Annotated in this window: 23 protein-coding genes; 7 read left to right on the top strand and 16 right to left on the bottom strand. The window is 65.0% G+C overall.

The genetic code is table 11. The features are described 5' to 3' along the window. Window positions 1–43 precede the first annotated feature (43 nt). Window positions 44–1,039, top strand: a complete 996-nt coding sequence (locus G5C33_RS00600) for a ligase-associated DNA damage response exonuclease (protein WP_165325437.1) — start codon at window positions 44–46, stop codon at window positions 1,037–1,039. A 9-nt stretch (window positions 1,040–1,048) separates the two neighbouring features. Here G5C33_RS00600 and G5C33_RS00595 read toward each other — a convergent pair whose 3' ends face one another. The 7 genes from G5C33_RS00595 to G5C33_RS00565 all read right to left on the bottom strand — a co-directional run bounded on the left by G5C33_RS00595 (window position 1,049) and on the right by G5C33_RS00565 (window position 7,630). Next, complete coding sequence (locus G5C33_RS00595) at window positions 1,049–2,371, bottom strand: chloride channel protein (RefSeq protein WP_228275144.1); 1,323 nt, start codon at window positions 2,369–2,371, stop codon at window positions 1,049–1,051. Between the two features lie 92 nt (window positions 2,372–2,463). After that, window positions 2,464–3,969: an RNA polymerase factor sigma-54 gene (rpoN, locus tag G5C33_RS00590; RefSeq protein ID WP_165325435.1), complete on the bottom strand. Its 1,506-nt coding sequence runs from the start codon at window positions 3,967–3,969 to the stop codon at window positions 2,464–2,466. A gap of 46 nt (window positions 3,970–4,015) precedes the next feature. Further along, window positions 4,016–4,792: an LPS export ABC transporter ATP-binding protein gene (gene lptB, locus G5C33_RS00585; protein WP_165325434.1), complete on the bottom strand. Its 777-nt coding sequence runs from the start codon at window positions 4,790–4,792 to the stop codon at window positions 4,016–4,018. A gap of 134 nt (window positions 4,793–4,926) precedes the next feature. Continuing rightward, window positions 4,927–5,448, bottom strand: a complete 522-nt coding sequence (locus G5C33_RS00580; protein WP_165325433.1) for an LptA/OstA family protein — start codon at window positions 5,446–5,448, stop codon at window positions 4,927–4,929. After that, a complete protein-coding gene (gene lptC, locus G5C33_RS00575; protein WP_165325432.1) occupies window positions 5,445–6,092 on the bottom strand; it encodes an LPS export ABC transporter periplasmic protein LptC in 648 nt (215 codons plus the stop codon). Before lptC ends, G5C33_RS00580 begins: the two co-directional genes overlap by 4 nt. Before the next feature lie 48 nt (window positions 6,093–6,140). Continuing rightward, the gene (locus G5C33_RS00570; protein ID WP_165325431.1) at window positions 6,141–6,761 is read right to left on the bottom strand and encodes a ribonuclease D; all 621 of its coding nucleotides are present in this window, start codon (window positions 6,759–6,761) and stop codon (window positions 6,141–6,143) included. 65 nt (window positions 6,762–6,826) lie between these two features. Beyond that, window positions 6,827–7,630, bottom strand: a complete 804-nt coding sequence (locus G5C33_RS00565) for a TerC family protein (protein WP_165325430.1) — start codon at window positions 7,628–7,630, stop codon at window positions 6,827–6,829. Window positions 7,631–7,844: 214 nt separating this feature from the next. On the opposite strand from G5C33_RS00565, the gene G5C33_RS19465 reads away from it, so the two are divergent. Further along, entirely contained in the window at window positions 7,845–8,627 is a 783-nt protein-coding gene (locus G5C33_RS19465) for a cold-shock protein (RefSeq protein ID WP_165325429.1), read from the top strand. A 76-nt stretch (window positions 8,628–8,703) separates the two neighbouring features. Here the strand turns inward: G5C33_RS19465 and G5C33_RS00555 are convergent, their stop codons facing one another. Next, window positions 8,704–10,290 carry a cisplatin damage response ATP-dependent DNA ligase gene (locus G5C33_RS00555; RefSeq protein WP_165325428.1) on the bottom strand — a complete coding sequence of 529 codons (1,587 nt, stop codon included), beginning with the start codon at window positions 10,288–10,290 and terminating at the stop codon, window positions 8,704–8,706. Window positions 10,291–10,337: 47 nt separating this feature from the next. Here G5C33_RS00555 and G5C33_RS00550 point away from each other — a divergent pair, with 47 nt between their 5' ends. Next, window positions 10,338–11,183 carry a metallophosphoesterase gene (locus tag G5C33_RS00550; RefSeq protein WP_165325427.1) on the top strand — a complete coding sequence of 282 codons (846 nt, stop codon included), beginning with the start codon at window positions 10,338–10,340 and terminating at the stop codon, window positions 11,181–11,183. Here the strand turns inward: G5C33_RS00550 and G5C33_RS00545 are convergent. Further along, window positions 11,180–11,365, bottom strand: a complete 186-nt coding sequence (locus tag G5C33_RS00545; protein WP_165325426.1) for a DUF1328 domain-containing protein — start codon at window positions 11,363–11,365, stop codon at window positions 11,180–11,182. The genes G5C33_RS00550 and G5C33_RS00545 overlap by 4 nt on opposite strands. A gap of 169 nt (window positions 11,366–11,534) precedes the next feature. Between G5C33_RS00545 and G5C33_RS00540 the strand changes: the two genes are divergently transcribed. After that, window positions 11,535–11,861, top strand: coding sequence for a hypothetical protein (locus G5C33_RS00540; RefSeq protein ID WP_165325425.1), 327 nt, complete (start codon window positions 11,535–11,537; stop codon window positions 11,859–11,861). Between the two features lie 75 nt (window positions 11,862–11,936). On the opposite strand, the gene G5C33_RS00535 is transcribed toward G5C33_RS00540, so the two are convergent. Together G5C33_RS00535 and G5C33_RS00530 are read right to left on the bottom strand one after the other, a co-directional pair. Next, complete coding sequence (locus G5C33_RS00535; RefSeq protein WP_165325424.1) at window positions 11,937–12,431, bottom strand: Dps family protein; 495 nt, start codon at window positions 12,429–12,431, stop codon at window positions 11,937–11,939. A gap of 136 nt (window positions 12,432–12,567) precedes the next feature. Next, a complete protein-coding gene (locus G5C33_RS00530) occupies window positions 12,568–13,131 on the bottom strand; it encodes a TMEM165/GDT1 family protein (RefSeq protein ID WP_165325423.1) in 564 nt (187 codons plus the stop codon). A 228-nt stretch (window positions 13,132–13,359) separates the two neighbouring features. Here G5C33_RS00530 and rpmG point away from each other — a divergent pair, with 228 nt between their 5' ends. Further along, complete coding sequence (gene rpmG / locus G5C33_RS00525; RefSeq protein WP_109807832.1) at window positions 13,360–13,527, top strand: 50S ribosomal protein L33; 168 nt, start codon at window positions 13,360–13,362, stop codon at window positions 13,525–13,527. A gap of 203 nt (window positions 13,528–13,730) precedes the next feature. On the opposite strand, the gene G5C33_RS00520 is transcribed toward rpmG, so the two are convergent. The 5 genes from G5C33_RS00520 to G5C33_RS00500 all read right to left on the bottom strand — a co-directional run bounded on the left by G5C33_RS00520 (window position 13,731) and on the right by G5C33_RS00500 (window position 20,484). Next, the gene (locus G5C33_RS00520; protein WP_206518606.1) at window positions 13,731–14,501 is read right to left on the bottom strand and encodes an ABC transporter permease; all 771 of its coding nucleotides are present in this window, start codon (window positions 14,499–14,501) and stop codon (window positions 13,731–13,733) included. After that, window positions 14,498–15,424 carry an ABC transporter ATP-binding protein gene (locus G5C33_RS00515; RefSeq protein ID WP_165325422.1) on the bottom strand — a complete coding sequence of 309 codons (927 nt, stop codon included), beginning with the start codon at window positions 15,422–15,424 and terminating at the stop codon, window positions 14,498–14,500. The genes G5C33_RS00520 and G5C33_RS00515 overlap by 4 nt, the downstream gene beginning before the upstream one ends. A gap of 65 nt (window positions 15,425–15,489) precedes the next feature. Next, window positions 15,490–16,242, bottom strand: a complete 753-nt coding sequence (locus G5C33_RS00510; RefSeq protein ID WP_228275143.1) for a DsbA family protein — start codon at window positions 16,240–16,242, stop codon at window positions 15,490–15,492. Window positions 16,243–16,258: 16 nt separating this feature from the next. Continuing rightward, on the bottom strand, window positions 16,259–17,602 hold the full coding sequence (locus tag G5C33_RS00505) for a M48 family metalloprotease (RefSeq protein WP_165325421.1): 1,344 nt from the start codon (window positions 17,600–17,602) through the stop codon (window positions 16,259–16,261). Window positions 17,603–17,730: 128 nt separating this feature from the next. Beyond that, on the bottom strand, window positions 17,731–20,484 hold the full coding sequence (locus G5C33_RS00500; RefSeq protein WP_228275142.1) for a ribonuclease E/G: 2,754 nt from the start codon (window positions 20,482–20,484) through the stop codon (window positions 17,731–17,733). A 459-nt stretch (window positions 20,485–20,943) separates the two neighbouring features. Between G5C33_RS00500 and G5C33_RS00495 the strand changes: the two genes are divergently transcribed. Both G5C33_RS00495 and G5C33_RS00490 read left to right on the top strand, forming a co-directional pair. After that, window positions 20,944–22,194, top strand: a complete 1,251-nt coding sequence (locus G5C33_RS00495; protein ID WP_165325420.1) for an N-acetylmuramoyl-L-alanine amidase — start codon at window positions 20,944–20,946, stop codon at window positions 22,192–22,194. 206 nt (window positions 22,195–22,400) lie between these two features. Next, on the top strand, window positions 22,401–24,917 hold the full coding sequence (locus tag G5C33_RS00490) for a penicillin-binding protein 1A (protein WP_165325419.1): 2,517 nt from the start codon (window positions 22,401–22,403) through the stop codon (window positions 24,915–24,917). Window positions 24,918–25,017 lie beyond the last annotated feature (100 nt).

The raw sequence follows: 25,017 nt of genomic DNA, 5'->3' as shown, positions 1-25,017 counted from the left end.
GGCGCGACTGGAAGCGCGAGGCGCGCATCGCCATATGATTAGGATGGCATTGGGAGACTGGATCGAGCCGCGCGCCGAAGGGATTTACATCCCCGCCGCCGATGCATGGGTCGATCCTTCGCGCCCGGTGCCGCGCGCGCTGGTGACGCATGGCCATGCCGATCACGCGCGCGGCGGGCATGGGCAGGTGCATGCCACGCCCGGGACGCTGGCGATCATGGGCGTGCGCTACGGCGATCAGGCGGGCGTGCCGGTGGCCTATGGCGAAACACTGCGGATGGGGGAGGTGGACGTTACCTTCCTTCCTGCGGGCCATGTGCTGGGATCAGCGCAGATATTGCTCGAACATCGCGGCGAGCGCGTGATCGTCTCGGGCGACTACAAGCGCCGCCCCGATCCCACCTGCGCGCCGTTTCAGCCGGCGCCGTGCGACGTGTTCATCACCGAAGCGACCTTCGGTCTGCCGGTATTCCGACATCCCGAAACGCATGACGAACTGGACAAACTGCTCGCGCGATTACGCGCCGAGCCCGAACGCTGCGTGCTGCTCGGCGCCTACGCGCTCGGCAAGGCGCAGCGGGTGATCGCCGAACTGCGCGCGATGGGGTATGACGATCCTATCTATATTCACGGCGCGCTCCAGCGCCTGTGCGACCTCTATGTCGAACAGGGCGTCGATCTGGGCGATCTGCGCCCGGCGACCGGCGAGGCGAAAGAGGAATTGCGGGGACGCCTCATCCTCGCCCCGCCCTCGGCGCTCAATGATCGCTGGTCGCGGCGGCTGCCCGATCCGGTGACGGCGATGGCATCGGGCTGGATGCGGGTGCGCCAGCGCGCGCGGCAACGCAATGTCGAACTTCCGATCATCCTGTCCGATCATGCCGACTGGGACGAACTGACCGACACGATCCGCGAAATCGCCCCGCGCGAGGTGTGGGTGACACATGGCCGCGAGGATGCGCTGGTGCATTGGTGCGGGCTGCATCAGATTCGCGCACGGGCGCTCGACCTTGCCGGGTATGAAGACGAGGACGACTGACCGTTCGCGTCAGTGCTTGAGCTCGACCGGCGGCTCCGATTTGGCAAGGAAACCGCGCGCGAGCGCCGAATAAAGCCGCTCGCGACAGACCAGCGCGCTCACTGCCTCGGCGATCAGCGCGGTGGCGAACATCGGCAGGATCATGCCGCGGCTGGCCGTGGTCTCCGACAGAATGATGACGGCGGTAAACGGCGCGCGAATCACGCCGACGAAATAGGCCGCCATGCCGAGCAGGATGATCGCGCCGGCCGAATCATTGGGAAACAGCTCTTTCAGGAAATTGCCGATGCCGGCACCGACCGCGAGCGACGGCGCGAAAATGCCGCCGGGGGCACCGCTCAGCATCGTTGCAAGCGTCGTCAACAGCTTGGCCGGACCGAACCAGAGCGAGGCATCGCCGCCTTCGACCAGCTCGCGGGTCGTTGCATAGCCGGTGCCCCAGGTGGAGCCGCCGGTGGCGATGCCGATCACCGCGACGATCAGGCCGCATGCCGCCGCAAACAGCACCGGGCGGCGGTGCGAGAGTCCGAAAACGCCCGTGGTCGTACGGCTGAAGCGCAGCACAACGCGCGAGAACAGCCCGCCGAGCGCGCCGCCGACCACACCGGCAACCGGCGCTGCCATCAGCACCACATGCAGCGGCAGCGTGCCGCCCATTTCGCCGAAATAGACATAGTCGCCGGCGATGCCGAGGCTGACCAGGCCGGCAATCATCACCGCGCCCATCACCAGCACGGCGATTCGCTGTTCATAGGCGGCGGCCAGTTCCTCGATCGCGAAGGCGACTCCGGCGAGCGGCGTATTGAACGCCGCCGCGACGCCCGCCGCGCCGCCCGCGATCAGCACGCCGGCAGTGATCGGCACGCGGAGCAGCCTGTGAATCCACACCATGATCGCCGCGCTCACCTGCACCGTCGGGCCTTCGCGGCCCACCGATCCGCCGCCCAGCAGCATCGCGACCGTCAGCACCAGCTTCTTGCCGGCTGTCACCACCGAAAGCATCCGGTTCGCCAGCGCCTTGTCCGATGTCCGTCCCGCCGCGATCACTTGCGGAATGCCGGAGCCCGCCGCCTCTTCTGCCCAGCGGCGCGTGGCGTAGACCACGGCGGCGAAGATGGCGGGCGTCAGGACGACCGGCAGCCAGGGCCAGCTTCCCGCAAGCGAGAGGAACAGGTCATGCGCGCTGTCGGCGACCTCGGCGAAGATCAGCGCGACGATGCCGAGCAGGATCGCGCCCGCCACGGTCGCGATTCGACGGCGCATCATGCGCATCTGCGCAGCCGCCTCCGGCTGTGCGCGCCTGCGCCACAACACGCGCAGCCGCCGCCGCATTCTGTCTGGAGAAAGGGACATTTTGTCGCATGGCAATAGGAGCCGTGGCGGCGGGGTCAACCTTCCCGCACGGCAAACATCGGGCGGTCAGGTCAGTTCACGCCTTCCAGGGCCTTTTGCCGGCGCCGCTGGACCGAACTGCCAATGCCCATCGCCTCGCGATATTTGGCGACGGTGCGGCGGGCAATGTCGAAGCCCTGCGCGCGCAGCATTTCGACAAGTGTATCGTCGGAAAGGATTTTCTTGGGATTCTCCACTGCGATCAGTGCCCTGATCGCGCTCTTCACTGCCTCTGCCGAAACCGCGTCGCCGCCATCTGAGGACTGGATGGCGGAGGTGAAGAAATATTTGAGTTCGAACAGACCGCGCGCGCAGCTGAGATATTTGTTGCTGGTCACCCGGCTGACCGTCGATTCGTGCATTTCGATCGCATCGGCCACCTGGCGCAGCGTCATCGGCTTGAGATGCGCGACGCCCTTCAGGAAAAAGGCTTCCTGCTGCTTCACGATCTCGGTCGCGACCTTGATGATCGTGCGCTGGCGCTGGTCGAGCGCCTTGACCAGCCAGTTGGCGCTGGCGAGGCAATCGGAAAGCCAGGCGCGCGAGGCCTTGTCCTGTTTGGCGGGGCCGGAAAGCTCGGCATAATAGGTGCGATTGACCAGCAGGCGCGGCAGCGTCGCCGAATTAATCTCGATCGCCCAGCCCTCGCCGCGCCGCGCGACGAAGACGTCAGGCGTCACTGCAGGCACGGGGTCACCGCCGTAACGGCAGCCCGGCTTGGGGTCGTAATTGCGCAATTCGCGGATCATGTCCGACAGATCCTCGTCGTCGACGCCGCAGATGCGTTTCAGCCGGGCGCGATCGCCGCGTGCGACCAGATCGAGATTGTCGATCAGCCGTTCCATGCAGGGATCGTAGCGATCGGCTTCCTTCGCCTGCAGCGCGAGGCATTCGGCGAGATTGCGCGCGCCGACTCCGGTGGGATCGAAGCTCTGAATGACTTCCAGCACTTCCTCGACCTGTCCCAGCGGCACGCCGAGCCGATTGGCGATATCGAGCAGCGGAACCGAGAGATAGCCCGCTTCGTCGATCTGGTCGATCAGATGCTGGGCGATGAACAGCTCGGGGCCGGATAGCGCAGTGCCCGCCTGCGCCGTCAGATGGTCGGCCAGCGCGATGCTGTCGGACGTGATGTTCTCGAAATCGGGTCCGTCCTCGGACATGCCACCGCCGGCCGTGCCGCCCGCGGCCAGACCGCCGTCAAGCCCGCCGATGCTGTCGGCCGCGCTGTCGTGATGGAAGCTTTCGGTCTCGAAATCGACATCGAGGCCCGCCTCGCCCGATCCCGCGCCGGTCATCAGCAATTCGTCGCTGTCGGCCGGGCCGTCGCGCAGGGGCTCCGCGTCGGCTGCGTTCTCGGGTTCGCCGCCCTCTTCGCTGCTGCCATTGTCGAGCAGCGGATTGCGCTCGACCTCCTCGGCGATGAAGGCCTCGATTTCGAGATTGGAAAGCGCCAGCAGCTTGATCGCCTGCTGAAGCTGCGGCGTCATCACCAAGGACTGCGACTGGCGCAGGTCGAGGCGCGGCGCGAGACTCATGCCGCGTCAGGCTCCCGCAAGGGTGAAAGGCGCGCCGCGATCATGGTCAGAGCGAGAATCCCTCGCCGAGATACAGCCGCCGCACATTGGCGTCGGCGACAAGTTCTGACGGCGATCCGGCGAACAGCACGCGGCCGTCATAGATGATGTAGGCGCGATCGACGATGTCGAGCGTTTCGCGGACATTATGGTCGGTGATCAGCACGCCGATATCGCGGCCCTTGAGGTCGATCACCAGATCGCGAATGTCGGCGATCGAAATCGGATCGATGCCCGCAAAGGGTTCGTCGAGCAGCATGATCGACGGATCGGCGGCCAGTGCGCGGGCGATCTCCGCGCGGCGGCGCTCGCCGCCCGAAAGCGCCATCGCCGGCGAATCGCGCAGCCGGGTGAGCCCGAATTCATCGAGCAGGGTTTCGAGCCGCTTCTGCCGCGCTTCCTTGTCGGGCTCGGCCAGTTCGAGCACGGCGAGAATGTTGTTTTCGACCGAAAGGCCGCGGAAGATCGAAGTTTCCTGCGGCAGATAGCCCAGTCCCAGGATCGCCCGGCGATACATCGGAAGCGAGGTGATATCCTCGTTATCGAGCATGATGCGGCCCGAATCGGGCTTCACCAGTCCCATCACCGAATAGAAGCAGGTCGTCTTGCCGGCGCCATTGGGGCCGAGCAGCCCGACGACTTCGCCGCGCGCGACCGACAGCGACACGTCGGTCAGCACCACTCGCTTGTCATAGGCCTTGGCGATCGACACCACGGCGAGCCCGCGATCGGGCTCGGGCGCGGGGTCGGCGACCGGATGTTCGAGCGATGCAACTTCGTTCATGGGCAAAGGCCCCTTTCGCAACCCGGGGTTACCACGCGCTTAGCGCGGTGGCGATTGGCTCGTTTCCTGCATGGATACTCAATTTGCGACGCGGGCGCAAAGGGGTCGGGCCGACAATCGCCCGAATATCGGGGTTATTCGTCGTCGCGCCCGGGAACAGAGAATCGTCCCGAAACACGGCCGTTCTCGCCCGATGTGCCGCCTACGCCCGATCCGTCGATCGTCGCGCGCCCGGTATCGAGATCGATCGACAGCCGTCCGCCCTGAACGGTGTTGCCGCCCTGGCGCAGCGTGACGCCGCCGATCATCGTGACGACGCGGCGATTGATGTCATAGACGGCATATTGCGCCCGTGCGCGCTGATCCGGGCGCGAAAAAGTAACGCCGCCCGAGGCATCGAGGCGATTGGCCTGCGGTACGCCGTCGAGCACATTGCCCGAATAGCTGACCGTGACGCGTGCCGCGTTGAGGGCCATTTCCGCCTGGCGGATCTGCACGTCGCCCGACAGCACGACGCGATTGGCGCGATCGTCGAGCTGGATATTCTGCGCGTTGAAATCGATTGGTGCGTCGGTGTCGTGGCGCGTCTGCGCGTCGGCGGGCATGCAGGATGCCAGCGCCAGCAATAGCGGCAATAGGGGAAGCGCCCGGTTCATTGCTGCCTATTCGCCCGGTTGGGAGCGATCCGCAAGTGCGCATTTCCGCTGAGCGAGACGGTATGGCCTTCAAGGTCGGCGGAGAGCTTGTCCGCGCTGAAACTACCCATCGGCGTCGATCCGCTCACTGCGCCTCCGCTTTCGAGCGTGCGAGTCTTGAGGTCGATCGTCGCGTCATGCGTTTCCAGATTGTAGCCGTCGGCGGTCTTCACTGCGACGGGGCCGTCGATCGAAACCTGCTGCGTATCCATCCGGTACCGGCCCGAATCGGCGCGAATCTCGGCGGGGCCGTCTTCCAGTTCGATCCGTGCGGAGAGATCCTGAAGCCGCACCACCGGTTCGGCCGAGCTTTGCTGCACAGCCGAGCCGGCGTTGAGCGTGAAGGGGCGGCCGCGCGAATCCTGCCCGCGATAGGTCGCGGATTCGATTCGCAGCCGCTCGCTGGCGACGTCGACTCGGTTCTTGTCCAGAATGAAGCTGACGTCACCGCCCAGGAATACCGGCGACATCACCAGAAACGCCGCAAGCACGCCGATACCGATCGGCAGCACCGCGAGCGCGCCCTTTACCAGCCGGTCGTGATTGCTGCCCGGATGCGCCCATTGCCGCCGTTCGCGGCGCAGTCGTCTAGCGTCCTGCGACATCGGTCCGTTCTTCGGTTCGATCGGCGAATAGAGTCACGCGATCCTCCTTCATGCATGCGCGAAGATATCGACCTCCGGCCATCCGGCAAGATCGAGCCGCGCGCGGGCGGGGAGGAAATCGAAACAGGACTGGGCGAGTTCCATACGTCCTTCACGCACGAGCCGCTTGTCGAGTTCCGTCTTCATCGCGTGAAGGAAGCGCACGTCGGATGCGGCATAGTCGCGCTGCGCCTCGGTGATTTCGGGTGCACCCCAGTCGGAGGATTGCTGCTGCTTGGAGATTTCCTCGCCGAGCAGCTCGCGCACCAGCTCCTTCAGGCCGTGCCGGTCGGTGTAGGTGCGGATCAGCCGCGAGGCGATCTTGGTGCAATAGACCGGCGCTGCGGTGACACCCAGATAATGTTCGATTGCGGCAAGATCGAAGCGCGCGAAATGATAAAGTTTGAGCCGGGCCGGATCGGCAAGCACCGCGCGCAGATTGGGCGCGGCATAATCGCTTTCGGGTCCGAAGCGGACGAGATGCTCGTCGCCGCCGCCATCGGAGATCTGGACGAGGCACAGCCGGTCGCGCGGCGTGATCAGGCCCATCGTCTCGGTATCGACGGCCAGCGAGGTGCCCGGTGCGAACACGCCTTCGGGCAAATCTTCTTCGTGAAAAAATACGCTCATGCCGCGCGCATAGGCGGGTTTGCACCGTTGCTCAATGGCATGGCGCGATGTTGCCCGTGGCGACCTCAGTGCGCGGCCGAATCGCCTTCGCCCTGCCGTTTGCGCGCGCGCGACTGGCGGGCGAGGATGTTGAGGATCTCGACGCCCGCCGAAAAGGCCATCGCAGTGTAGATATAGCCTTTCGGCACATGTACGCCGAAGCCGTCGGCGATCAGCACCACGCCGATCATCAGCAAAAAGCCGAGCGCCAGCATAACCACTGTGGGATTGCTGTGAATGAAGTTCGCGAGCGGATCGGCCGCGAACAGCATCACCCCCACGGCGAAAATCACTGCGACCACCATGATCGGCAATTCGTCGGTCATGCCGACGGCAGTGAGAATCGAATCGATCGAGAATACCATGTCGAGCAGCAGAATCTGGACGATCGCGGATCCGAAGCTGATCGCGACATGCCCCTTCTTGTCGAGCGCCTCGCCCGATTCGTCAGCATCGACATTGTGGTGGATTTCGGTCGTCGCCTTCCAGACGAGGAACAGGCCGCCCGCAATCAATATCAGATCGCGCAGCGAAAAGGCGGTATCGAATGTCGTGTGGCCGGTCTCGTCGACTGCCGAAAGGCCGAGATCGAACACCGGCGCAGTGAGCTGCGTCAGCCAGGCGATCGTGGACAACAGCGCGAGTCGCAGGCCCAGCGCGAGCAGGATGCCGACTCGACGCGCCTTCTGCCGCTGCCCCTCGGGCAATTTGTTCGACAGAATCGAAATGAAGATCAGATTGTCGATGCCGAGCACCACCTCCATCACGATCAGCGTGACAAGAGCGGCCCAGGCGGCGGGGCTGGCCAACAGCGCGAGCAATGCGTCCATACAGCGCCTCTGCCGTGCTCCGCGATGCGACGCAAGCACCTCCAATTCAGGCAGGCTGCCCCATTAAAGTCGAATTTCGTTCGCGCCCTGTCCGATTTTACGATATGAAGGGGGTACTGCGCGGCAATTTCGCGCGCGAATACTCTGCGTTTTTCGTCCGGCGCTTGAGTTTCGGTTGTTGAATTTCGGGGCGAACCGGGAAGACGAACAGGGCATGGGTTTCGATAAAGGACGCCGCGGCGAGCGCGGCGGGCGTGGCAGGGACAAGCGCGACGGTTTCGGCGACGAAAGTTTCGGCGGATTTGATTCTGGCTTCAGCGATCGCGGCGGCGGCTTCGGCGGTGGCGGCTTTGGTGACCGCGGCGGCGGAGGCGGTGGCTTCCGCGGCGGTGGTGGCGGCTTCGGCGGCGGCGGAGGCGGTGGCTTCCGCGGTGGCGGCGGAGGCGGCTTCGGCGGCGGCGGCGGCGGTGGTCGCGGCATGCCGCCCCAGGTGGTCGGCGAAGCAACCGGCGTCGTAAAATTCTTCAATGGCCAGAAGGGCTTCGGCTTCATCGTTCGCGATGACGGCGGCGAGGATGTGTTCGTGCACATCTCCGCAGTCGAGCAGGCGGGCCTTGCCGGTCTGGCCGAAGGCCAGCCGCTGGGCTTCACCCTCGTCGATCGCGGCGGCCGGATTTCGGCCACCGATCTCAAGATCGACGGCGAGCCGATGCCGGTCGAGGATCGCGGCCCGCCGCCCGCAGGTGGTGCACCGCGGGGTGGCCCGCAGCGTCAGCTGACTGGCGAAAAGGCGACCGGAACGGTCAAGTTCTTCAATGCGATGAAGGGCTTCGGCTTCATCCAGCGCGACGATGGCCAGCCCGATGCATTCGTGCATATCTCGGCGGTCGAGCGGGCCGGCATGCCGACGCTCAACGAAGGCGACCGACTCGAATTCGAACTCGAAGTCGATCGTCGCGGCAAATATGCGGCGGTGAACCTGCAGCCGATGCAGTAAGCCGTTCGCGCGAGCGAAACAGGAAGGGGCGGTGCCGTGAGGTGCCGCCCTTTTCATATCGTCGTCGGTTCGCGCTTCAGGTGACCAGCTTGCGCAATCCCGCGATTGTATCGGCTTCGTCGGCGGGCTTGTCGCTGCGGATGCGGCTGATTCGCGGGAAGCGCATCGCCAGTCCCGATTTGTGGCGCTTCGATTCGTGGATCGAATCGAACGCCACTTCCAGAACCAGCGTCTTTTCAACCTCGCGCACCGGTCCGAAACGATTGACCGTGTGCTGCCGGACGAAGCGATCGAGCCACTGCAACTCGTCGTCGGTGAAACCGAAATATGCCTTGCCGACCGGTAGCAGCGACCCGTCCTCGCCCCAGACGCCGAAACTATAGTCCGAATAAAAGCTCGAACGCTTTCCGCTGCCCCGCTGGGCATACATCAACACGCAATCGGCGGTCAGCGGATCGCGCTTCCATTTATACCAGAGCCCCGCCCGGCGGCCCGCGATATATGGACCATCGCGTCGTTTGAGCATCACGCCTTCGATCGCCGCGCTGCGCGCATCTTCGCGAATCGCTTCGAGCGCGGCGAAGTCCTGCGCTTCGATCAGCGGCGAGATATCGAATCGATCGGGATCGAGTCGCGCCATGAAATCCTCGAGCCGGGCCCGCCGCTGGTCCCAGCGCAATGGCCGCAGATCCTCGCGCGCATCGAACAATATGTCGTAGAGCCGGACAAAGGCGGGCAACTCCCGCAACATCCTTGCCGACACCTTCTTGCGCCCAAGTCGCTGCTGGAGCGCATTGAAACTCGCCGCGCCGCCCGCCGCGCCCCCCTGCGCTTCGCCCTTCACCAGCAATTCGCCGTCGACGACGCCCGACGTGGCGAAACTTTCGGCGATTTCGGGGAAAGCGGCTGAGATATCGTCGCCCGCGCGGCTGTAAAGCCGGGTTTCGCCATCGACATGGACGATCTGGACACGGATTCCGTCCCATTTCCACTCGGCGGCGTAATCGGCCAGGTCGATTTCGGAGGTTTCGAGCGGATGGGCGAGCATGAACGGACGGAATACCGGCAAGGCGTCGGAACGGGGCTGATCCGCGCGCCCTTCGGCCCAGGCGAACAGCGCGTCATAGGGCGGGGCAAGCCCGTGCCACACTTCCTCGACCGCATCGATATCAAGCCCGAATGCTTGCGCCAGTGCGGTCTTGGCCAGCCGCGCGGATATTCCCACCCGCAGCCCGCCGGTCGCCAGCTTGAGCAGCGCATAACGCTCCGCGGCATCCAGCCGGTCGAGCATGTCGACGAGTACCCCGGGGGCATCGGCACGCGACAGCGACGCCAGTCGCTCGACCACCTGAGTCAGCGAAGGCGGCAGGCCGCGCCCTTCGCCGTGCGTTGCGGCGGGCCAGAGCAGCGCGACGGTTTCTGCGGTATCGCCGACGAAATCGCGGCTGAGCGCGAACAGGACCGGGTCGGTTCGCTCGGTCGCCAGCGTGCGAATCAGTGCCGGTTTCACTGCCGGCAGGTCGATCGCGCCGGTCAGCGCCGCCATCGCCCAGCCCCGGTCGGGGTCGGGAGTGGATTTCAGATAGTCGCCGATGCGGCGCAGCTTGGCGTTGCGCGAACGCGTGAAGACCAGCGAATCGAGTAAGTCGGCAAAGGCGCGCATACAGGTGTAGATGGCGGCTCGCCCGCGAACGCGCTAGGGTAAGGCCAATGCGTCGGCTGCTGGCCCTGCTGCTGCTTGTCCCGCTGGTTCTGGCGGCGCTCGGCTATGCCAATGCCGTCAGCGTGCCGGAGATGCGCCAGACCCGGATCGCGATGCGCGACTGGCCGGCCGATGCCGCGCCGATACGCGTGGCGCTGCTTTCCGATATCCATGTCCAGGGTCCCGACATGCCGCCCCGCCGGCTCGCGCGGATCGTGGCGCAGGTGAATGCCGCGCAGCCCGATCTGGTGCTGCTCGCCGGCGATTTCGTCGGTGACCGTTTCCTGCGGACAAAAGACTATACTGCCGCGGAAATGACCGCGCCGCTCGCCAATCTGTCGGCGCCGCTGGGGGTTTACGCGGTGCTGGGCAATCACGATCACTGGCATGACGCGGAGACGGCTACGGACACGATTCGCGCCGCGCTGCGCGATGCGCGCATCACCCTGCTCGATAACGATGTTGTTCAGGCGGGCCCGCTGCTGCTCGCCGGGGCGGGGGATTCGATGACCGACCATGCCGATGTTCCACGGATCGTCCGGCAGGCGATGCGTCGGCCCGGGCCGATCCTGGCCTTTGCGCACAGCCCGGATGTGGTTCCCGATCTTCCGCCCCGGTTTCGCACCGTGCTGGCCGGGCATACCCATTGCGGTCAGATCGTATTGCCGGCCCTTGGCGCAATCGTGATCCCATCTCGCTACGGGGATCGCTTTGCCTGCGGAGTGCGGCGGGAGGGGGATCGCTCGATCGTGGTGTCGAGCGGTCTCGGCACGAGCATCGTGCCGATTCGGTTCGGCGCGCCGCCGGACTGGTGGCTGATCACCCTCGGCCCGGCGGACGCAGCGAAACGCTAGCTGATCTTGTCCTTGACGCCCTTGCCCGCGAGCAGCCCGAGAACGAGGAAGATCACGAACAGCGCGATCGCGATGAAGAACAGGATCTTGGCGATACCGATGAAGGTCCCGCCGATGCCGCCAAAGCCGAGAACGGCCAGCACGGCGCCGATGATCAGAAAAATCAGTGCCCAACGTAACATGGAGTTTCTCCTCTAGGTCCGAAGGATCAAGCGATTGCAACGCGATAGGGTTCCTGCCGGTGCCCCGGAACTCGGGATTGGCGCTCGCCTTCGCGCCGTCACATTTCTCCTGTGTAGCGGGGCGGGTCGCAGCGGGTCGCTGCCCTAACCGGCAACAAGGAGAATTTTGATGAAGAAGATGCTTCCTGCACTCGGCGCGGCGGCGCTTTTCGCGATTCCGGGCGCACATGCGCAGGACGCCGCGGCGCCAGCATCGGCGACGCCCGAAGCGGCTACCGATGGAGCGCGCTTCTCCACCGACACGCCGATCGAGGAACTGGTGGCGGACGCCGAAGCGAAGGCAGTGCTCGACGCCAATATTCCCGGGCTGACGGAGCATGAGAGCTACGACATGTTCAAGTCCATGTCGCTCAAGCAGCTTGCGCCCTATTCGCAGGGTGCGATCACCGACGAACTGCTCGCCAAGCTGGAAACCGAGCTCACCGAAATCGAATAAGCCTGGTTCGACAGGCAAAGGCCGGGCGGAAGCATTTGCTCCCGCCCGGCCTTTCATTCGCCAGGGGTGTGTCGATCAGCCCTTGCGTGCGGTTTCGAACAGGAACCAGGCGCGCTCCTCGGCGCCGTCGATCCAGCCGTCGATTTCGGCGCTGGAGCCGTAATCCTTGGCCTCGTCGGCAATGTCCTTGGCCTCGCGCAGCTTTTCGACGAGCTTCAGATTGTCGTCGCGAAGCTCCTTGAGCATGTCCTCGGCCGAAACGAATTCGGCGTCATTGTCCTTGATCGTCTGATGGCGCGCGATGTCGCCGATTGAGCGCAGCGTCGTGTTGCCCGTCTTGCGCACGCGTTCGGCGATGACGTCGGTCGTCGCCAGAATTGCGCCGGCCTGTTCGTCGAGCATCAGATGATAGTCGCGGAAATGCGGTCCGCTGACATGCCAGTGAAAATTCTTGGTTTTCAGATACAGCGTGAAGCTGTCCGCCAGGATGCCGTTAAGCGCCTGCGCGACCGTCTTGGCCGCGTTGCTGTTGATATCGGTCGGCGTGTCGAGTGCAGCGGTGTCTGCCATGATGTCCTCCACAGTGTCTCGGTTCGTATCTGGAACGATTGAATAGGCGATTTCGCTCCTCGCGGGCATGCGTAATATGCCTATGACAGCAATCGACTGGCTGATTGAACCGAGCCACCGGGACCCGCCGGCGAAATCAGAGCAGTCGAACCGCCGAAAGCGCCAATATGGCGCCGCCGATCATGCCGATGCTGCCCAGCGCGATGCGCACCCAGCGCAGTGGCAGTTTGCGCCAGGCGAGCTCGCCCAGCATCGCGGCGGCGAACGCGACCGTCATCGACCCCAGCGCGGCTCCGGCGAATGCGAACCAGGGATAGCTGCGCGCCGCGAGCGCGAGCGTGAAGCTTTGTGTGGGATCGCCGAGCGCGAGGATGAAGATGCCGAGCAGCGGCGTGAGAAACGCGCCGAGCTTCCATCCCTCCAGCCGGTCGGGCGGCGCCACGCGCCACAGCAGCACGGCGCCGCCGAAGATGAGCGACAAGGCCAGGAACAGCGATTTCGCATTGGGAGTCAGCATCGGCCCGATCCAGCCGCCCGCCGCCGCGGCCAGGGCGTTGCCTGCGGCATGCGCGAGCGTCGCCGCCAGCGCGACTCGCACCGGCCGCCCGTAGCGATCGGCAAGCAGCGCCGTCAGCCAGGTCGCGCGATCGCCGACCTGCATCACCAGCGCCGCGATAAAGGCGGGGACAAGCGCTTCCACTCGAATCAGTCCTGACGGTTCGGCGCGCGGGCCGATTCGATCGGTTGGCGCATGGGGTTCCTTTGGATCGGGTAGCGAAATACTGGTCGATCGCAGTTAAAACCGCGTGAAACATGGCCCGTCGCTTGACATTTGGCGTCAGCTGGCGCATCCGCCCGCCTCTGGCAGCGGCCGCGCTCGCGTGGGCTGCGCTTTTTTGTTTTTAGCGAATCCCGAAGGATCTGGGTCATGGCCAAGCCGACCACCGTGAAGATCAAGCTCGTCAGCTCGGAAGGCACGGGCTTCTTCTATGTCACCAAGAAGAACCCGCGCACCAAGACCGAGAAGCTGAGCTTCCGCAAATATGATCCCGTCGTGCGCAAGCATGTCGAGTTCAAGGAAGCGAAGATCAAGTAATCGGCCTGCCGCCCGGCGGGGCGGTTCGCGCGAGTCACGAAAGGCGAGTCCGCGTGCGGGCTCGCCTTTGTCGTGGGCGGGATTCGTGATCCCGCTCCCTCCGTTTGCACTGAGCTTGTCGAAGTGCCGTCCTTCCTCGCTCCGTTGGAAAAGAAGAACAGGGCTTCGACAGGCTCAGCCCGAACGGGGGTATGCAATGGCCGTTAGTTCTTCAGCTTCCAACCGGTGCGGAAGATGACGGCGATGATGGCGAGGCACAGCGCCAGGAAGCCGCCGGTGAAGGCGAGGCTGACGGCGATATCGACATCGCCCTTGTCGAAGAAGCTCCAGCGAAAGCCGCTGACCAGATAGACCACTGGGTTGAACAGGCTCACCGTCCGCCAGGGTTCGGGCAGCATGTCGATCGAATAGAAGGCGCCGCCGAGAAAGGTGAGCGGTGTTACCACCAGCACCGGCACGAAATTGAGCTGCTCGAAATTCTTGGCCCAGATGCCGAGGATGAAGCCGAACAGGCTGAAGGCGAAGCTGGTGAGCAGCAGGAACAGCGCCACCGCCCAGGGGTGGTGGATGTTCAGATCGACGAAGAAGGACGCCGTGGCGAGGATGACCAGGCCGATGACCATCGATTTGGTCGCCGCCGCGCCGACATAGCCGAGCACCATTTCCATCGACGATATCGGCGCCGAGAGCAGCTCGAACACCGTGCCGGTGAATTTGGGGAAGTAGATGCCGATCGAGGCATTGGAAATGCTCTGTTGCAGCAGCGAGAGCATGATAAGCCCGGGCACGATGAAGGCGGCGTAATCGGTCCCGTCGACGCTCTGGATGCGGCTCCCCAGCGCGCCGCCGAAGACGACGAAATAGAGCGATGTGGTGATCACCGGCGCGGCCAGGCTCTGCCAGATGGTCCGCAAGGCGCGCGCCATTTCGAATCGATAGATGGCAAGGACGCCGCGTCCGTTGAAACCTCTCACTGGTCCTTCTCCACCAGGTCGACGAAAATATCTTCGAGGCTCGACTTTTCGGTCTCCAGATCCTTGAAGCCGATATCGAGCTCGCCGAGCTTGCGCAGCAGCGACGGGATGCCGGTATGTTCGGCCTGCGCGTCGAACGTATAGCGCAGGCGATGCCCCTCTTCCTCGAGCGCGAGATGCCAGTCGGCAAGCGCATCGGGCAGCGCCGCCATCGGCTCCTGCAACGCCAGCGTCAGCTCGCGCTTGCCCAGCTTGTGCATCAGCGCGGCCTTCTCCTCGACCAGCAGCAGCCGCCCCTTGTCGATTACGCCCACCCGGTCGGCCATTTCCTCGGCCTCCTCGATATAATGGGTGGTCAGGATGATGGTGGTGCCGCGTTCGCGCAGGCCCGTCACCAGCTTCCACATCTCGCGGCGCAGCGAGACGTCGACGCCCGCAGTGGGTTCGTCGAGGAACAGGATGTCGGGCTCGTGGCTCAGCGCTTTGGCGATCAGCACGCGGCGCTTCATCCCGCCGGAAAGCTCGCGGATCTGGTTGTCGCGCTTGTCCCACAGGGCAAGGTCCTTGAGCAGCTGCTCGCAATAGGCCTTGTCCATCTTCTTGCCGAACAGGCCGCGGCTGAAGCGGACGGTGGACCAGACCGTTTCGAACATGTCGACCACGGTTTCCTGCGGGACCAGCCCGATGCGGGTGCGCGCCTCGCGCGGATCGCGGATCGCGTCATGTCCGTCGACCAGGATTGTGCCGCTGCTGGGCGTCACGATGCCGCAGATGATGCTGATCAGTGTCGTCTTGCCCGCGCCGTTCGGCCCGAGCAGCGCGAAAATCTCGCCCCGGGTGATATCGAGATCAACCGAATCGAGCGCGCGATGTCCTGACGAGTAGGTCTTGCCGACCCCGCGTACCGAAAGAATGCTGTCCATGATGCCCCTGCGAAGCCGGACCCATCAGGTAGGAACGCGGCGGCACAGCGACAAGCAGCCGCGCGTCAGCTTTCCCGTCGTGCCAGCGAAACCGCGCTTTTCAGTGACGAATAATCGAGTGCGCCCGAATAGAGGCGATCGCCCACCACCCAGGCGGGGGTGCCGCTGATGCCCAGCGACCGCGCGAGTGCGTGATTGCCGCGCAATTCCTGTTCGATACGGTCGCTGTTGATCGCGGCGCGCGCGCGGGCGAGGTCGAGCCCGGCCTGTTGCGCGGCCCTGGCGATCGCGCCGCTGTCGAGCTGGCCCTGCGCGAACATCGCGTCGTGGAATACGCGGAACCTGTCCTGTTCCGCCGCGGCGAGCGCCCAGCGCGCGGCGGTGACGCTCTGGTCGCTCAATATCGGATATTCGCGATAAATGATGCGGACATTGCCGTCGGTTTTCAGCAGCTTGTCGATCGCGGGCAGGCTCGCCCGGCAATAGCCGCAGGCATAGTCCATATAGACCGAAATGGTCACGTCGCCTTGCGGATTGCCCGCCCAGGCGCCGGCGAAGGGATCGAATACCGCGCTGCGATTGTCGGCAATCGACTTGGCGGTCTGGCGCTGTTGCAGCCGCTCCATCGCCTGGGGCAGGATTTCGGGATGCTCGAGGAGGTAATCGCGCACCACCTTTTCCATGCGCGCGCGTTCCGGCGCGGGAATGGTGTCGGGCGCGACGGCCTGCGCCGTGGCATAGATTCCGGCGCCGAACATCGCCGCCAGTACGAAGCCGACTGCGAGAAGCCAGGGTTTGCGGACCAATGCCTGCATCATCGGAGATTGCGTTCCTTCACCTGTCACGTTCCTGGTCCTCGAGCGCGTTTTGCGAAACCAGCAGGATATCCTGCGCCCGAAGCCAGTCGGGCGTATTCTCCTCGAGTCCCGCCAGCGCCGCGCGTGCGCTCATCGCCGCCAGCCCGGCGTCGCCTGTCATGCTCGCGCGCTCGGCCGTGGCCAGCGCGGCACGCGCGCGATCGCCGGTCTGCTCGTACACCATGCCGAGTTGATACCAGGCAAACGGGTTCTCGCGATCATGCGCCACGGCGAGGCGCAGCACCTTTTCCGCCTCGTCGAGATATTGCCGATCCTCGGTCGCGATCAGCGCGTGGCCGAAGGTCGTCGCGATCAGCGGCTGATTGTTGGACAGCTCGGTCGCCTTGCGCAGCGGGCCGAGCGCGCCGCGCGGATCGCCCGCTTCGAGCATGATCTGGCCCTGCAACTCGAGGAAATAGGGATCTTCGGGATCGCCGGCGACCAATGCCTCGGTTTCGCGCGCGGCTTCGCGCGGATAGCCGGAAAGGTGATAAGCATAGGCGCGCGCATAATGCGCCTCGACCGACTGATCGCTCGCCGGATATTGGCGCAGCGTCTGCTGCGGATCGTCGACGAAGCCGCGCAGTTTCGCCTGGACGCGGCGGAAACGCCGGTCGAGTGCCGGATCGGACGGCTTCTGCCAGCCGGGCGCGCTTTGCAGCACGCCCTCGAGATGGCTGATGCGCTCGCCGCTCAGCGGATGCGTGCGATTGAAGCTGTTGTCCTGGGGAATGGCGAGGCGATATTCCATGTTCTGCAGCTTCTGGAAGAAGGTGATCATGCCTTCGCCATTGATGCCCGCTGTATTGAGGAAGCGCGCGCCGGCGGCATCCGCCGCCGATTCCTGATTGCGCGAAAAGGCGAGATACTTGCCCAGCGCCGCGCGATTGCCCGCCATCAGGATGCCGGTGCCCGCTTCGGGCGATCCGGCGGCGATCGCCGCGGCGCCCAGCACCAGGCTGAGGATCGAGATATTGCCCGCGCCGCCATCACCGCGCAGCGGCACATGCCCGCCGACGACATGCCCCAGTTCATGGGCGATCACGCCCTGCACTTCGTTGAGATTGTCGGCGGCGTCGATCAGCCCGGAATGGATATAGACGGTTTGCCCGCCCGCGACGAAGGCGTTGATCGACTTGTCCTGCAGCAGCACGACGCGGACATTGTCGGGCGACAGCCCCGCAGCGATGATGATCGGGCGCGAGATATCGGCGAGCAACGCTTCGGTTTCGGCGTCGCGCAGCATCGTCTGCGCCGATGCCGGGCGCGCCGCCAGCCCGAACAGGCACAGGCACGCCAGGATCATGGCAAAGCGTTTCATGGGCATAGTATCGCTCCCCCGGCGTCCGGCGGCAATGCGCGGATGCTCGGCTCCTATGATTTCCCCCTGAACCGCCGCTGAAGCGCGTCCGGTATCCGGCCGCGCTTCAGCAGGAATGGCTGCCCCGATCAGGCCCCGAAGGTGCGTTGCCACCAGCCGCGACGCGGCGGTTCGCCGCTGTCGTCCTCGGCGCCTTGCTCGGCCTGCGCCGCGACCGGCTCGGGCTGCGCGGGCGTGGCAGGCGCTTCGGGAGCGGGCTCCGGCGCTGCTTCCTCGACGACCGGTTCTGCCGGCGCCGGAGCAGGTTCGGATGCCGTCTCCGCCGGTTCGGGCTTTGCGGCTTCGGCGGGCTCGGCCGTCCCGGTTTCCGCAGGCCCCGCAGCGGGTTCGGGCTTTTTGCGGCGCGTCCGCTTCGGTTTGGCCGGAGCTTCGGGTTCGGCTGCCGCTGCCGGGCTTTCGTCAGCGTTTTCGGCGGCCGGATCGGCTTTTTTCCGTCGCGTGCGCTTGGGCTTTGCGGGCGCCTCGGTTTCGGCGGCCGGCGTTTCGGTCTCGGCTTCTGCCGGAGCGGCGTCGGTCGGAGTCGCCTGGGCGGCGTCACCGGCCTCCGTTTCGGCGGCGGGCCGTGCCTTCGGGCGGCGGCGACGCTTGGGCTTCTCCTCGGCCGGGGTTTCGGCTTCGGTCGTTTCCGCGGATTCGGCAACCGGCTGGGGCGTGGCGTCTACAGTCGGCTCCGGCTCCGCCGTCGCATCCTGGGTGGGTTCGGAATCGGCGTTCGATTCTTCGGTGGTTTCGCCCGAACCGTTGGAGCGGCGGCCACCGCGACGACCGCGACGGCGGCGTTTGCGCGGCGCGCCTTCGCCATTCTCGTCGGAGGCTTCGTTCTCGGTGTCATCGGCTTCGGCGGTGTCGCCTTCCCCGTTCTCCGAAGCGTCGCCCTCGTCACCGTTATCGTCGGTTTCCTGATCGATCGCCTGGTCGTTGGTACGCGTGCGACCGCGCCGTCCGCGACGGCGACGGCGGCGCTTGCGCGAACCGTCGTCCGATCCCTGCTGCGCTTCCTCTTCCTCGGTTTCGTCCTCTTCGATGTCGAGGATTTCCTCTTCGGGTTCCTCGGCGAGCTTCTCGAAGCGCGGCGCATGAGCGGGCGGCGGGCCGGAGGCTTCCACCGACATGCGCGCACCTTCGAGTTCGCCGTCCGACGTGATTTCGACACTGACGCCGTAGCGTTCCTCGATCTCGGCGATGTCGGCGCGCTTCTTGTTGAGGACGTAGAAGGCCGCTTCCTGGCTGGAACGCAGCGTGAGTTGCGATCCGCGTCCACGCGCGGCCTCGTCCTCGATCAGGCGCAGCGCCGAAAGCCCCGCCGAGGAGGCGGTGCGGACAAGGCCGGTGCCTTCGCAATGCGAACAAGTGACGGTCGATGCTTCCAGAACGCCGGTGCGCAGCCGCTGGCGGCTCATTTCCATCAGGCCGAAGGCACTGATCCGGCCGACCTGGATGCGCGCACGATCATTCTTGAGCGCTTCCTTCATCGCCTTCTCGACCTTTCGGACATTCGACGAATGGTCCATGTCGATGAAGTCGATGACGACGAGCCCCGCCATGTCGCGCAGGCGCAGCTGGCGGGCGATTTCCTGCGCCGCTTCCAGGTTGGTCGCAGTCGCGGTCTGCTCGATATTATGCTCGCGGGTTGAGCGGCCCGAGTTGATGTCGATCGACACCAGCGCCTCGGTCGGGTTGATCACCAGATAGCCGCCCGATTTGAGCTGGACGACCGGGTGATACATCGCCGACAGCTGATCCTCGACATGGCTGCGCTGGAACAGCGGCACTGCGTCGGCATATTGCTTCACCCGCCGCGCATGGCTGGGCATGAGCAGCTTCATGAAGTCCTTTGCCTGGCGATAGCCTTCCTCGCCCTCGACGATCACTTCCTCGATCTCGCGATTATAGATGTCGCGGATCGCGCGCTTGATCAGATCGCTGTCGCCATAGATCAGCGCGGGCGCCGTCGCCTTCAGCGTGCCTTCGCGGATTTCGTCCCACAATCGCGCGAGATAGTCGAAATCGCGCTTGATCTCGGTCTTGGTGCGCTGAAGTCCGGCGGTGCGGACGATGCAGCCCATCGTCGGCGGCAGCTTGAGCTCCGACATGATGGTCTTCAAACGCTTGCGGTCGCCGGCGTTCGAAATCTTGCGCGAAATGCCGCCGCCATGCGCGGTGTTGGGCATCAGCACGCAATAGCGGCCGGCGAGGCTGAGATAGGTGGTCAGCGCGGCGCCCTTGTTGCCGCGCTCTTCCTTGACGACCTGGACGAGCAGCACCTGACGGCGGCGGATCACGTCCTGGATCTTGTAGCGGCGGCGCAGGTCCATGCGGCGCTTGCGCAGCTCGTCGGCGGCGCTGTCCTTCTTCTTGCCGCGGCGGCGCTTCTTGTTCCCGGAAGCCTCGGCGTCCTCGCCATCCTCCTCTTCGCCGCCGTCCTCGGCTTCCTCATCCTCGTCGGAGAGGCGTTCGAGCACTTCGACTTCGCCTTCGGCGCCGTCTTCCTCGTCGACTTCCTCTTCGGCGCGCAGCGCGGCTTCCTGCGCGGCATGCTCGGCCTCTTCGGCGAGCAGCGCGTCGCGGTCTTCCTTGGGAATCTGGTAATAATCGGGGTGGATTTCGGAAAAGGCGAGGAAGCCGTGGCGATTGCCGCCATAGTCGACGAACGCCGCCTGCAGCGACGGTTCGACGCGGGTTACTTTCGCCAGATAGATATTGCCCTTGAGCTGCTTGCGCTCGGCGCTTTCGAAATCAAACTCCTCGATTCGGTGTCCCTTGACGACGGCCACCCGGGTCTCCTCCCGGTGGCGTGCGTCGATCAGCATACGCATTGTCATTTATGATTCTCCGGGCGCGCCGGCCTTTCGGCGACTTCGGCGCGCGGGGTACGGGGATCGCCGGCAATTGGCCGGCGATGCTGGTTATCTGAATCGTGTCTGCAGCATCGGCACGTCCGAACCAGCGGCCCGGATGCTCCACCGCGCCCACGCGCAATGCCGTGGCGGCAATGCGTTCGGGACCTCGGGGAAAATGCCTCATGCAGCGTCAACCTGAATTTCCGCGCCGGAGAAGCCGGCTGCGGCGGGTGGAATTCGCAATACGCAAACCCACTAACGTGGTGATGCCTAGCACCGCATGAAGGATGCGGCAACTGTCGCCATGCAATTAGGACTGCGTGATTTTCATGGTCACCAGCGAATTAACTTCGCCCGTTGACGGTGACTTGAGAGCGCAAGGCTTAGGGAAACGCTTGTCAGGGATCGCAAGCGTATCGAGTAACAAGAGTATCCCCTTTTATGCATTTAGGCTGGACCCCCCACAGCCTGGCGCGGCATATCGCTCGGGTGTTTACGATGATCGCCCTTCTCGCCGGCTGGTTGACCGGCGTTCCGAGTTGGGCGCAATCCGTCGAGGATGTCCGCGTACAGGGCGACCGAGTGGTCGTTCGTTTCGATGCTCCGACCGGGCAGGCAAGCGCCTTCCTGCTCGCGGGCCCGCAACGTATCGCACTGGACATCACAGGCGCACGGCCCGGCGGCCGTGCCTATGCCGGCGGCCCGGTTGCGGGCATCCGTCAGGGCGCGCATCCCGGCGGTGCGCGCGTGGTGCTTGATCTTTCGCGCCCGGCGATCCTCACCGAGGGTCGGTTCGGAAGCGACGGCCGCACGCTGACGCTGCAACTGCGCACGGTGGACGACGCCCGCTTCGCGCGTGCCGCCGCCGAAGGCAAGATGCGGTTCCTGCCGCCCTTCAGCTATGCCGCCGCCGAGCCGCAGCCGCGCTATACCGAAACGATCGCGGTGCCGCCGCGACCCGCTCCGGTTTCGCTTCCGCGCGTCTATGGCGCCGATGATTCGCGCCCGCTGGTGGTGATTGACGCGGGACATGGCGGTCATGACCCCGGCGCGATTTCGCCCGACGGCGACCTGTATGAAAAGGACGTCACGCTGAAAGTCGCGCTGGCGATCAAGGATGCGCTGGTCGCTTCGGGCCGGGTCCGCGTCGCGCTGACGCGCGAGGATGACCGTTATCTGGTCCATCGCGAACGGTTCGAAATCGCCCGCCGGCTGGGCGCCGAGCTGTTCATCTCGATCCATTGCGACAGCGCGGGCAACCATTCGGCGACGGGAGCGACGGTCTATACCCTCTCCGAAGTCGCATCGGATCGCGAGGCCGCCCGCCTCGCCGCGCGCGAGAACAAGGCCGACATCATTGCGGGCGTCGATCTGGGCGATGCCAGCCCCGACATCTCCACGCTGCTGATCGACCTTACCCAGCGCGAGACGATGAACGTGTCGGCACGCTTCGCCCGGCTGCTCGGCCGCGAAGCACAGCCGCGCATGCCGGTGAAGGACAATTTTCACCGAATGGCGTCGCTGCTGGTGCTCAAGGCGCCCGACGTGCCGTCGGTGCTCTTCGAAACCGGCTATATCTCCAATGCCTCGGACGCGCGCTTCCTCGCCTCGCGCGAAGGGCAGGAGCGCGTCGCGCAAACCGTCCGCCACGCGGTCGAGGTGCATTTCGCCACGCAGATGGCGTCGCGCTGAACCGCGGAAAAAATCGATACGATACGGCAATGGTCCCGTCCCCTCCGGGCCTCATTATAGAGCACCCGGAGGCGGTCGGGCACACGTGGCGGTATTTGTCGCACAGCGCGACAATGGCAGCCCGCGCGGCGCCGCTGCCCCCGATCGGCACATAGCGCGTCCAGCAGGCTGGCATCGGCCCGGAAACTTGCTAAACCGCCGCCGATATGGTCGACGTCGAACTCTCCAGCATCAAGCTGCGCCTCAAGCGCGATATCGGCGGGCTCAGCGGCGCGTTCGACAAGATCCGGCGTCGCTGGTGGTTCCGCGTGCTCGCCTGGATGGCGCTGTTCGCCGGGATCGCGGCATTCCTGCTGTGGCTGCTTGTCGCGCGGCACCTGCCTTCGGTCGATACGCTGCGCACCTATGAGCCGCCGCTGCCGACTTATGTCCGCGACTATAATGGCGAGCCGATTCACAGCTATGCGCGCGAGCGGCGCGTCCAGCTGAGCTACAACGAATATCCCGATCTGCTGGTCAAGGCCTATCTGGCCGCCGAGGACCGCAGCTTCTTCGAGCATCACGGGCTCGATTATCCCGGCCTCGCCCGCGCCGCCTTTCAGGGGCTGATCCGCGGCGAAACCCCGCGCGGCACCTCGACGATCACGCAACAGGTCGCCAAGAACCTGCTCGTCGGCAACGAATCGAGCTATATGCGTAAGCTCAAGGAAGCGATCCTTGCCTGGCGCATGGAGGATACGCTCACCAAGGAGCAGATCCTCGAACTCTATCTCAATTCGATCGAACTGGGCCGCAATGCCGGCGGCGTCGAGGCGGCCAGCCATGCCTATTTCGGCAAGGAACTGGACGACCTTTCGCTGGAGCAGATGGCCTATCTCGCAATCCTTCCCAAGGGGCCGGCTAACTATACGCCCGAGCGGCATGCGGATCGCGCGCTGGAACGGCGCAACTGGGTGCTCAGCGAAATGCTGCGCAACGACTTCATCACCGAGGAACAATATCAGACCGCGGTCGCCAAACCGCTCGGTACCGTGCCGCGCCAGACGCCCAAATTCGAACGTGTCGGCGGCTATTTCGTCGAGGAAGTGCGCCGTCGCCTGATCGACAAGTTCGGCGAGACCGACGAGGACGGGCCCTACAGCGTCTATTCGGGTGGCCTGTGGGTGCGCACGTCGCTGCGTCCCGATCTCCAGCAATATGCCCAGCAGGCGCTGCGCGACGGGCTGGTCCGCTTCGATCGCGGGCGCGGCTGGAACGGCGCGATTCGCAATGTCGACATCAGCGACGGCGACTGGCGCCAGGCGCTGCTCAACACCAATATCGGCATCGATTACGAGGACTGGCGCGCCGCGATCGTGATTTCGCGCGAAGGCGACAGCGCCGAAATCGGATTTGAGGACGGCAGCACCGGCGGGCTGCCCGCTTCGGCGGCGGCAATGGCGGTGCGCGGCAAGGGCGGCCGGGCCTTCGACGCGCTCAAGCCCGGCGACATCATCGCCGTCGCGCCGCAAGGATCGAATTTCGCGCTGCGGGCGATTCCGCGCATTTCCGGCGGCATGGTGATCGAGGATCCGCGCAACGGCCGGGTGATGGCGATGCAGGGCGGCTTCGACAGCCGCATCCAGGCGTTCAATCGCGCCACCCAGGCGCAGCGCCAGCCGGGCTCGACGATCAAGCCGATTGTCTATTCGGCCGCGCTCGAACAGGGGATGACGCCCGCTTCTATCGTCAATGACGAGCCGCTTTGCGTGTGGCAGGGGGCGGATCTGGGCGAAAAATGCTTCCGCAATTTCGGTAATGCGCGCGGCGCGGGACCCAAGACGCTGCGCTGGGGCATCGAACAGTCGCGCAACCTGATGACGGTGCACATCGCCAACGATGTCGGCATGGAGCATGTCGTCGACCTGATCCAGCGCATCGGCGTCAGCCGTCAGCAATTCCCGCCCTATCTCTCCTATGCGCTCGGCGCGGGGGAGACGACAGTGATGCGGATGGTGAATGCCTATTCGATCCTCGCCAATCACGGTCGCGCGCTCACGCCGACGCTGATCGATTATGTCCAGGATCGCCACGGCACGGTGATCTGGCCCGAAAACTGGAGCGCATGCGAAGGCTGCAACGCGCCGGACTGGGACGGCAGGCCGATGCCGCGCCCGCAGATGCGCGGCCGCCAGGTGCTCGATCCGATGACCGCCTATCAGATGGTCCACATCACCGAAGGCGTCGTCCAGCGCGGCACCGCGACGACGCTGCGCGAACTCGACAGGCCGATGATGGGTAAGACCGGCACGACGACCGGCCCGACCGACGTCTGGTTCATGGGCGGTATCCCGCAGATGATCGGCGGGCTTTACATCGGCTATGACAGTCCGACCAATCTCGGCCGCTATGCCCAGGGCGGCACCGTCGCCGCGCCGATCTTCAAGGCTTTCGCGAAACAGGCGTTCGAGGGACTTCCGGTCGAGGCGTTCCGTGCGCCGCCGGGCATCCGCATGGTGCGCATCGACCGCGCGACCGGCAAGCCGGTCTTCGGCAGCTGGCCCTCGGGCGAGCCGCATGCCAGCGTCATCTGGGAAGCGTTTAAGCCGGAAAGCGAGCCGCGTCGCCGTAATCGCGACGAGGAGGAAGCAGAAGCGGACAAGCCGCGTGAACGTGCCGCGCCACGCCAGGATGACGGCCCGCGCGACAGCGAATTCTTGCAAAGAGAGGGCGGTATCTACTAGGGCGGCCAGCCGATCCGTTCCGGCCCGTCGCCGGGAGACTCGCGCCAGGGCCATGCATTTTTTCTTGGGCACGGGGCGCCGGCAGGCCGCCGGTGGACGC

The sequence above is a fragment of the Sphingosinithalassobacter tenebrarum genome (genome assembly GCF_011057975.1).
Classification (GTDB): Bacteria; Pseudomonadota; Alphaproteobacteria; order Sphingomonadales; family Sphingomonadaceae; genus Sphingomonas; species Sphingomonas tenebrarum.
The sequence above is the reverse complement of the archived record's forward strand: the minus strand, read 5'-3'. Positions and strand labels throughout refer to the sequence as shown.

What these genes read in the sequence shown, in the direction of transcription:
- G5C33_RS00600 (WP_165325437.1), top strand. Translation starts at nt 44, where the DNA reads ATGGCATTGGGAGACTGGATCGAGCCGCGCGCCGAAGGGATTTACATC.
- G5C33_RS00595 (WP_228275144.1), bottom strand. Translation starts at nt 2,371, where the DNA reads ATGCGGCGGCGGCTGCGCGTGTTGTGGCGCAGGCGCGCACAGCCGGAG.
- rpoN (WP_165325435.1), bottom strand. Translation starts at nt 3,969, where the DNA reads ATGAGTCTCGCGCCGCGCCTCGACCTGCGCCAGTCGCAGTCCTTGGTG.
- lptB (WP_165325434.1), bottom strand. Translation starts at nt 4,792, where the DNA reads ATGAACGAAGTTGCATCGCTCGAACATCCGGTCGCCGACCCCGCGCCC.
- G5C33_RS00580 (WP_165325433.1), bottom strand. Translation starts at nt 5,448, where the DNA reads ATGAACCGGGCGCTTCCCCTATTGCCGCTATTGCTGGCGCTGGCATCC.
- lptC (WP_165325432.1), bottom strand. Translation starts at nt 6,092, where the DNA reads ATGTCGCAGGACGCTAGACGACTGCGCCGCGAACGGCGGCAATGGGCG.
- G5C33_RS00570 (WP_165325431.1), bottom strand. Translation starts at nt 6,761, where the DNA reads ATGAGCGTATTTTTTCACGAAGAAGATTTGCCCGAAGGCGTGTTCGCA.
- G5C33_RS00565 (WP_165325430.1), bottom strand. Translation starts at nt 7,630, where the DNA reads ATGGACGCATTGCTCGCGCTGTTGGCCAGCCCCGCCGCCTGGGCCGCT.
- G5C33_RS19465 (WP_165325429.1), top strand. Translation starts at nt 7,845, where the DNA reads ATGGGTTTCGATAAAGGACGCCGCGGCGAGCGCGGCGGGCGTGGCAGG.
- G5C33_RS00555 (WP_165325428.1), bottom strand. Translation starts at nt 10,290, where the DNA reads ATGCGCGCCTTTGCCGACTTACTCGATTCGCTGGTCTTCACGCGTTCG.
- G5C33_RS00550 (WP_165325427.1), top strand. Translation starts at nt 10,338, where the DNA reads ATGCGTCGGCTGCTGGCCCTGCTGCTGCTTGTCCCGCTGGTTCTGGCG.
- G5C33_RS00545 (WP_165325426.1), bottom strand. Translation starts at nt 11,365, where the DNA reads ATGTTACGTTGGGCACTGATTTTTCTGATCATCGGCGCCGTGCTGGCC.
- G5C33_RS00540 (WP_165325425.1), top strand. Translation starts at nt 11,535, where the DNA reads ATGAAGAAGATGCTTCCTGCACTCGGCGCGGCGGCGCTTTTCGCGATT.
- G5C33_RS00535 (WP_165325424.1), bottom strand. Translation starts at nt 12,431, where the DNA reads ATGGCAGACACCGCTGCACTCGACACGCCGACCGATATCAACAGCAAC.
- rpmG (WP_109807832.1), top strand. Translation starts at nt 13,360, where the DNA reads ATGGCCAAGCCGACCACCGTGAAGATCAAGCTCGTCAGCTCGGAAGGC.
- G5C33_RS00515 (WP_165325422.1), bottom strand. Translation starts at nt 15,424, where the DNA reads ATGGACAGCATTCTTTCGGTACGCGGGGTCGGCAAGACCTACTCGTCA.
- G5C33_RS00510 (WP_228275143.1), bottom strand. Translation starts at nt 16,242, where the DNA reads ATGATGCAGGCATTGGTCCGCAAACCCTGGCTTCTCGCAGTCGGCTTC.
- G5C33_RS00505 (WP_165325421.1), bottom strand. Translation starts at nt 17,602, where the DNA reads ATGAAACGCTTTGCCATGATCCTGGCGTGCCTGTGCCTGTTCGGGCTG.
- G5C33_RS00500 (WP_228275142.1), bottom strand. Translation starts at nt 20,484, where the DNA reads ATGACAATGCGTATGCTGATCGACGCACGCCACCGGGAGGAGACCCGG.
- G5C33_RS00495 (WP_165325420.1), top strand. Translation starts at nt 20,944, where the DNA reads ATGCATTTAGGCTGGACCCCCCACAGCCTGGCGCGGCATATCGCTCGG.
- G5C33_RS00490 (WP_165325419.1), top strand. Translation starts at nt 22,401, where the DNA reads ATGGTCGACGTCGAACTCTCCAGCATCAAGCTGCGCCTCAAGCGCGAT.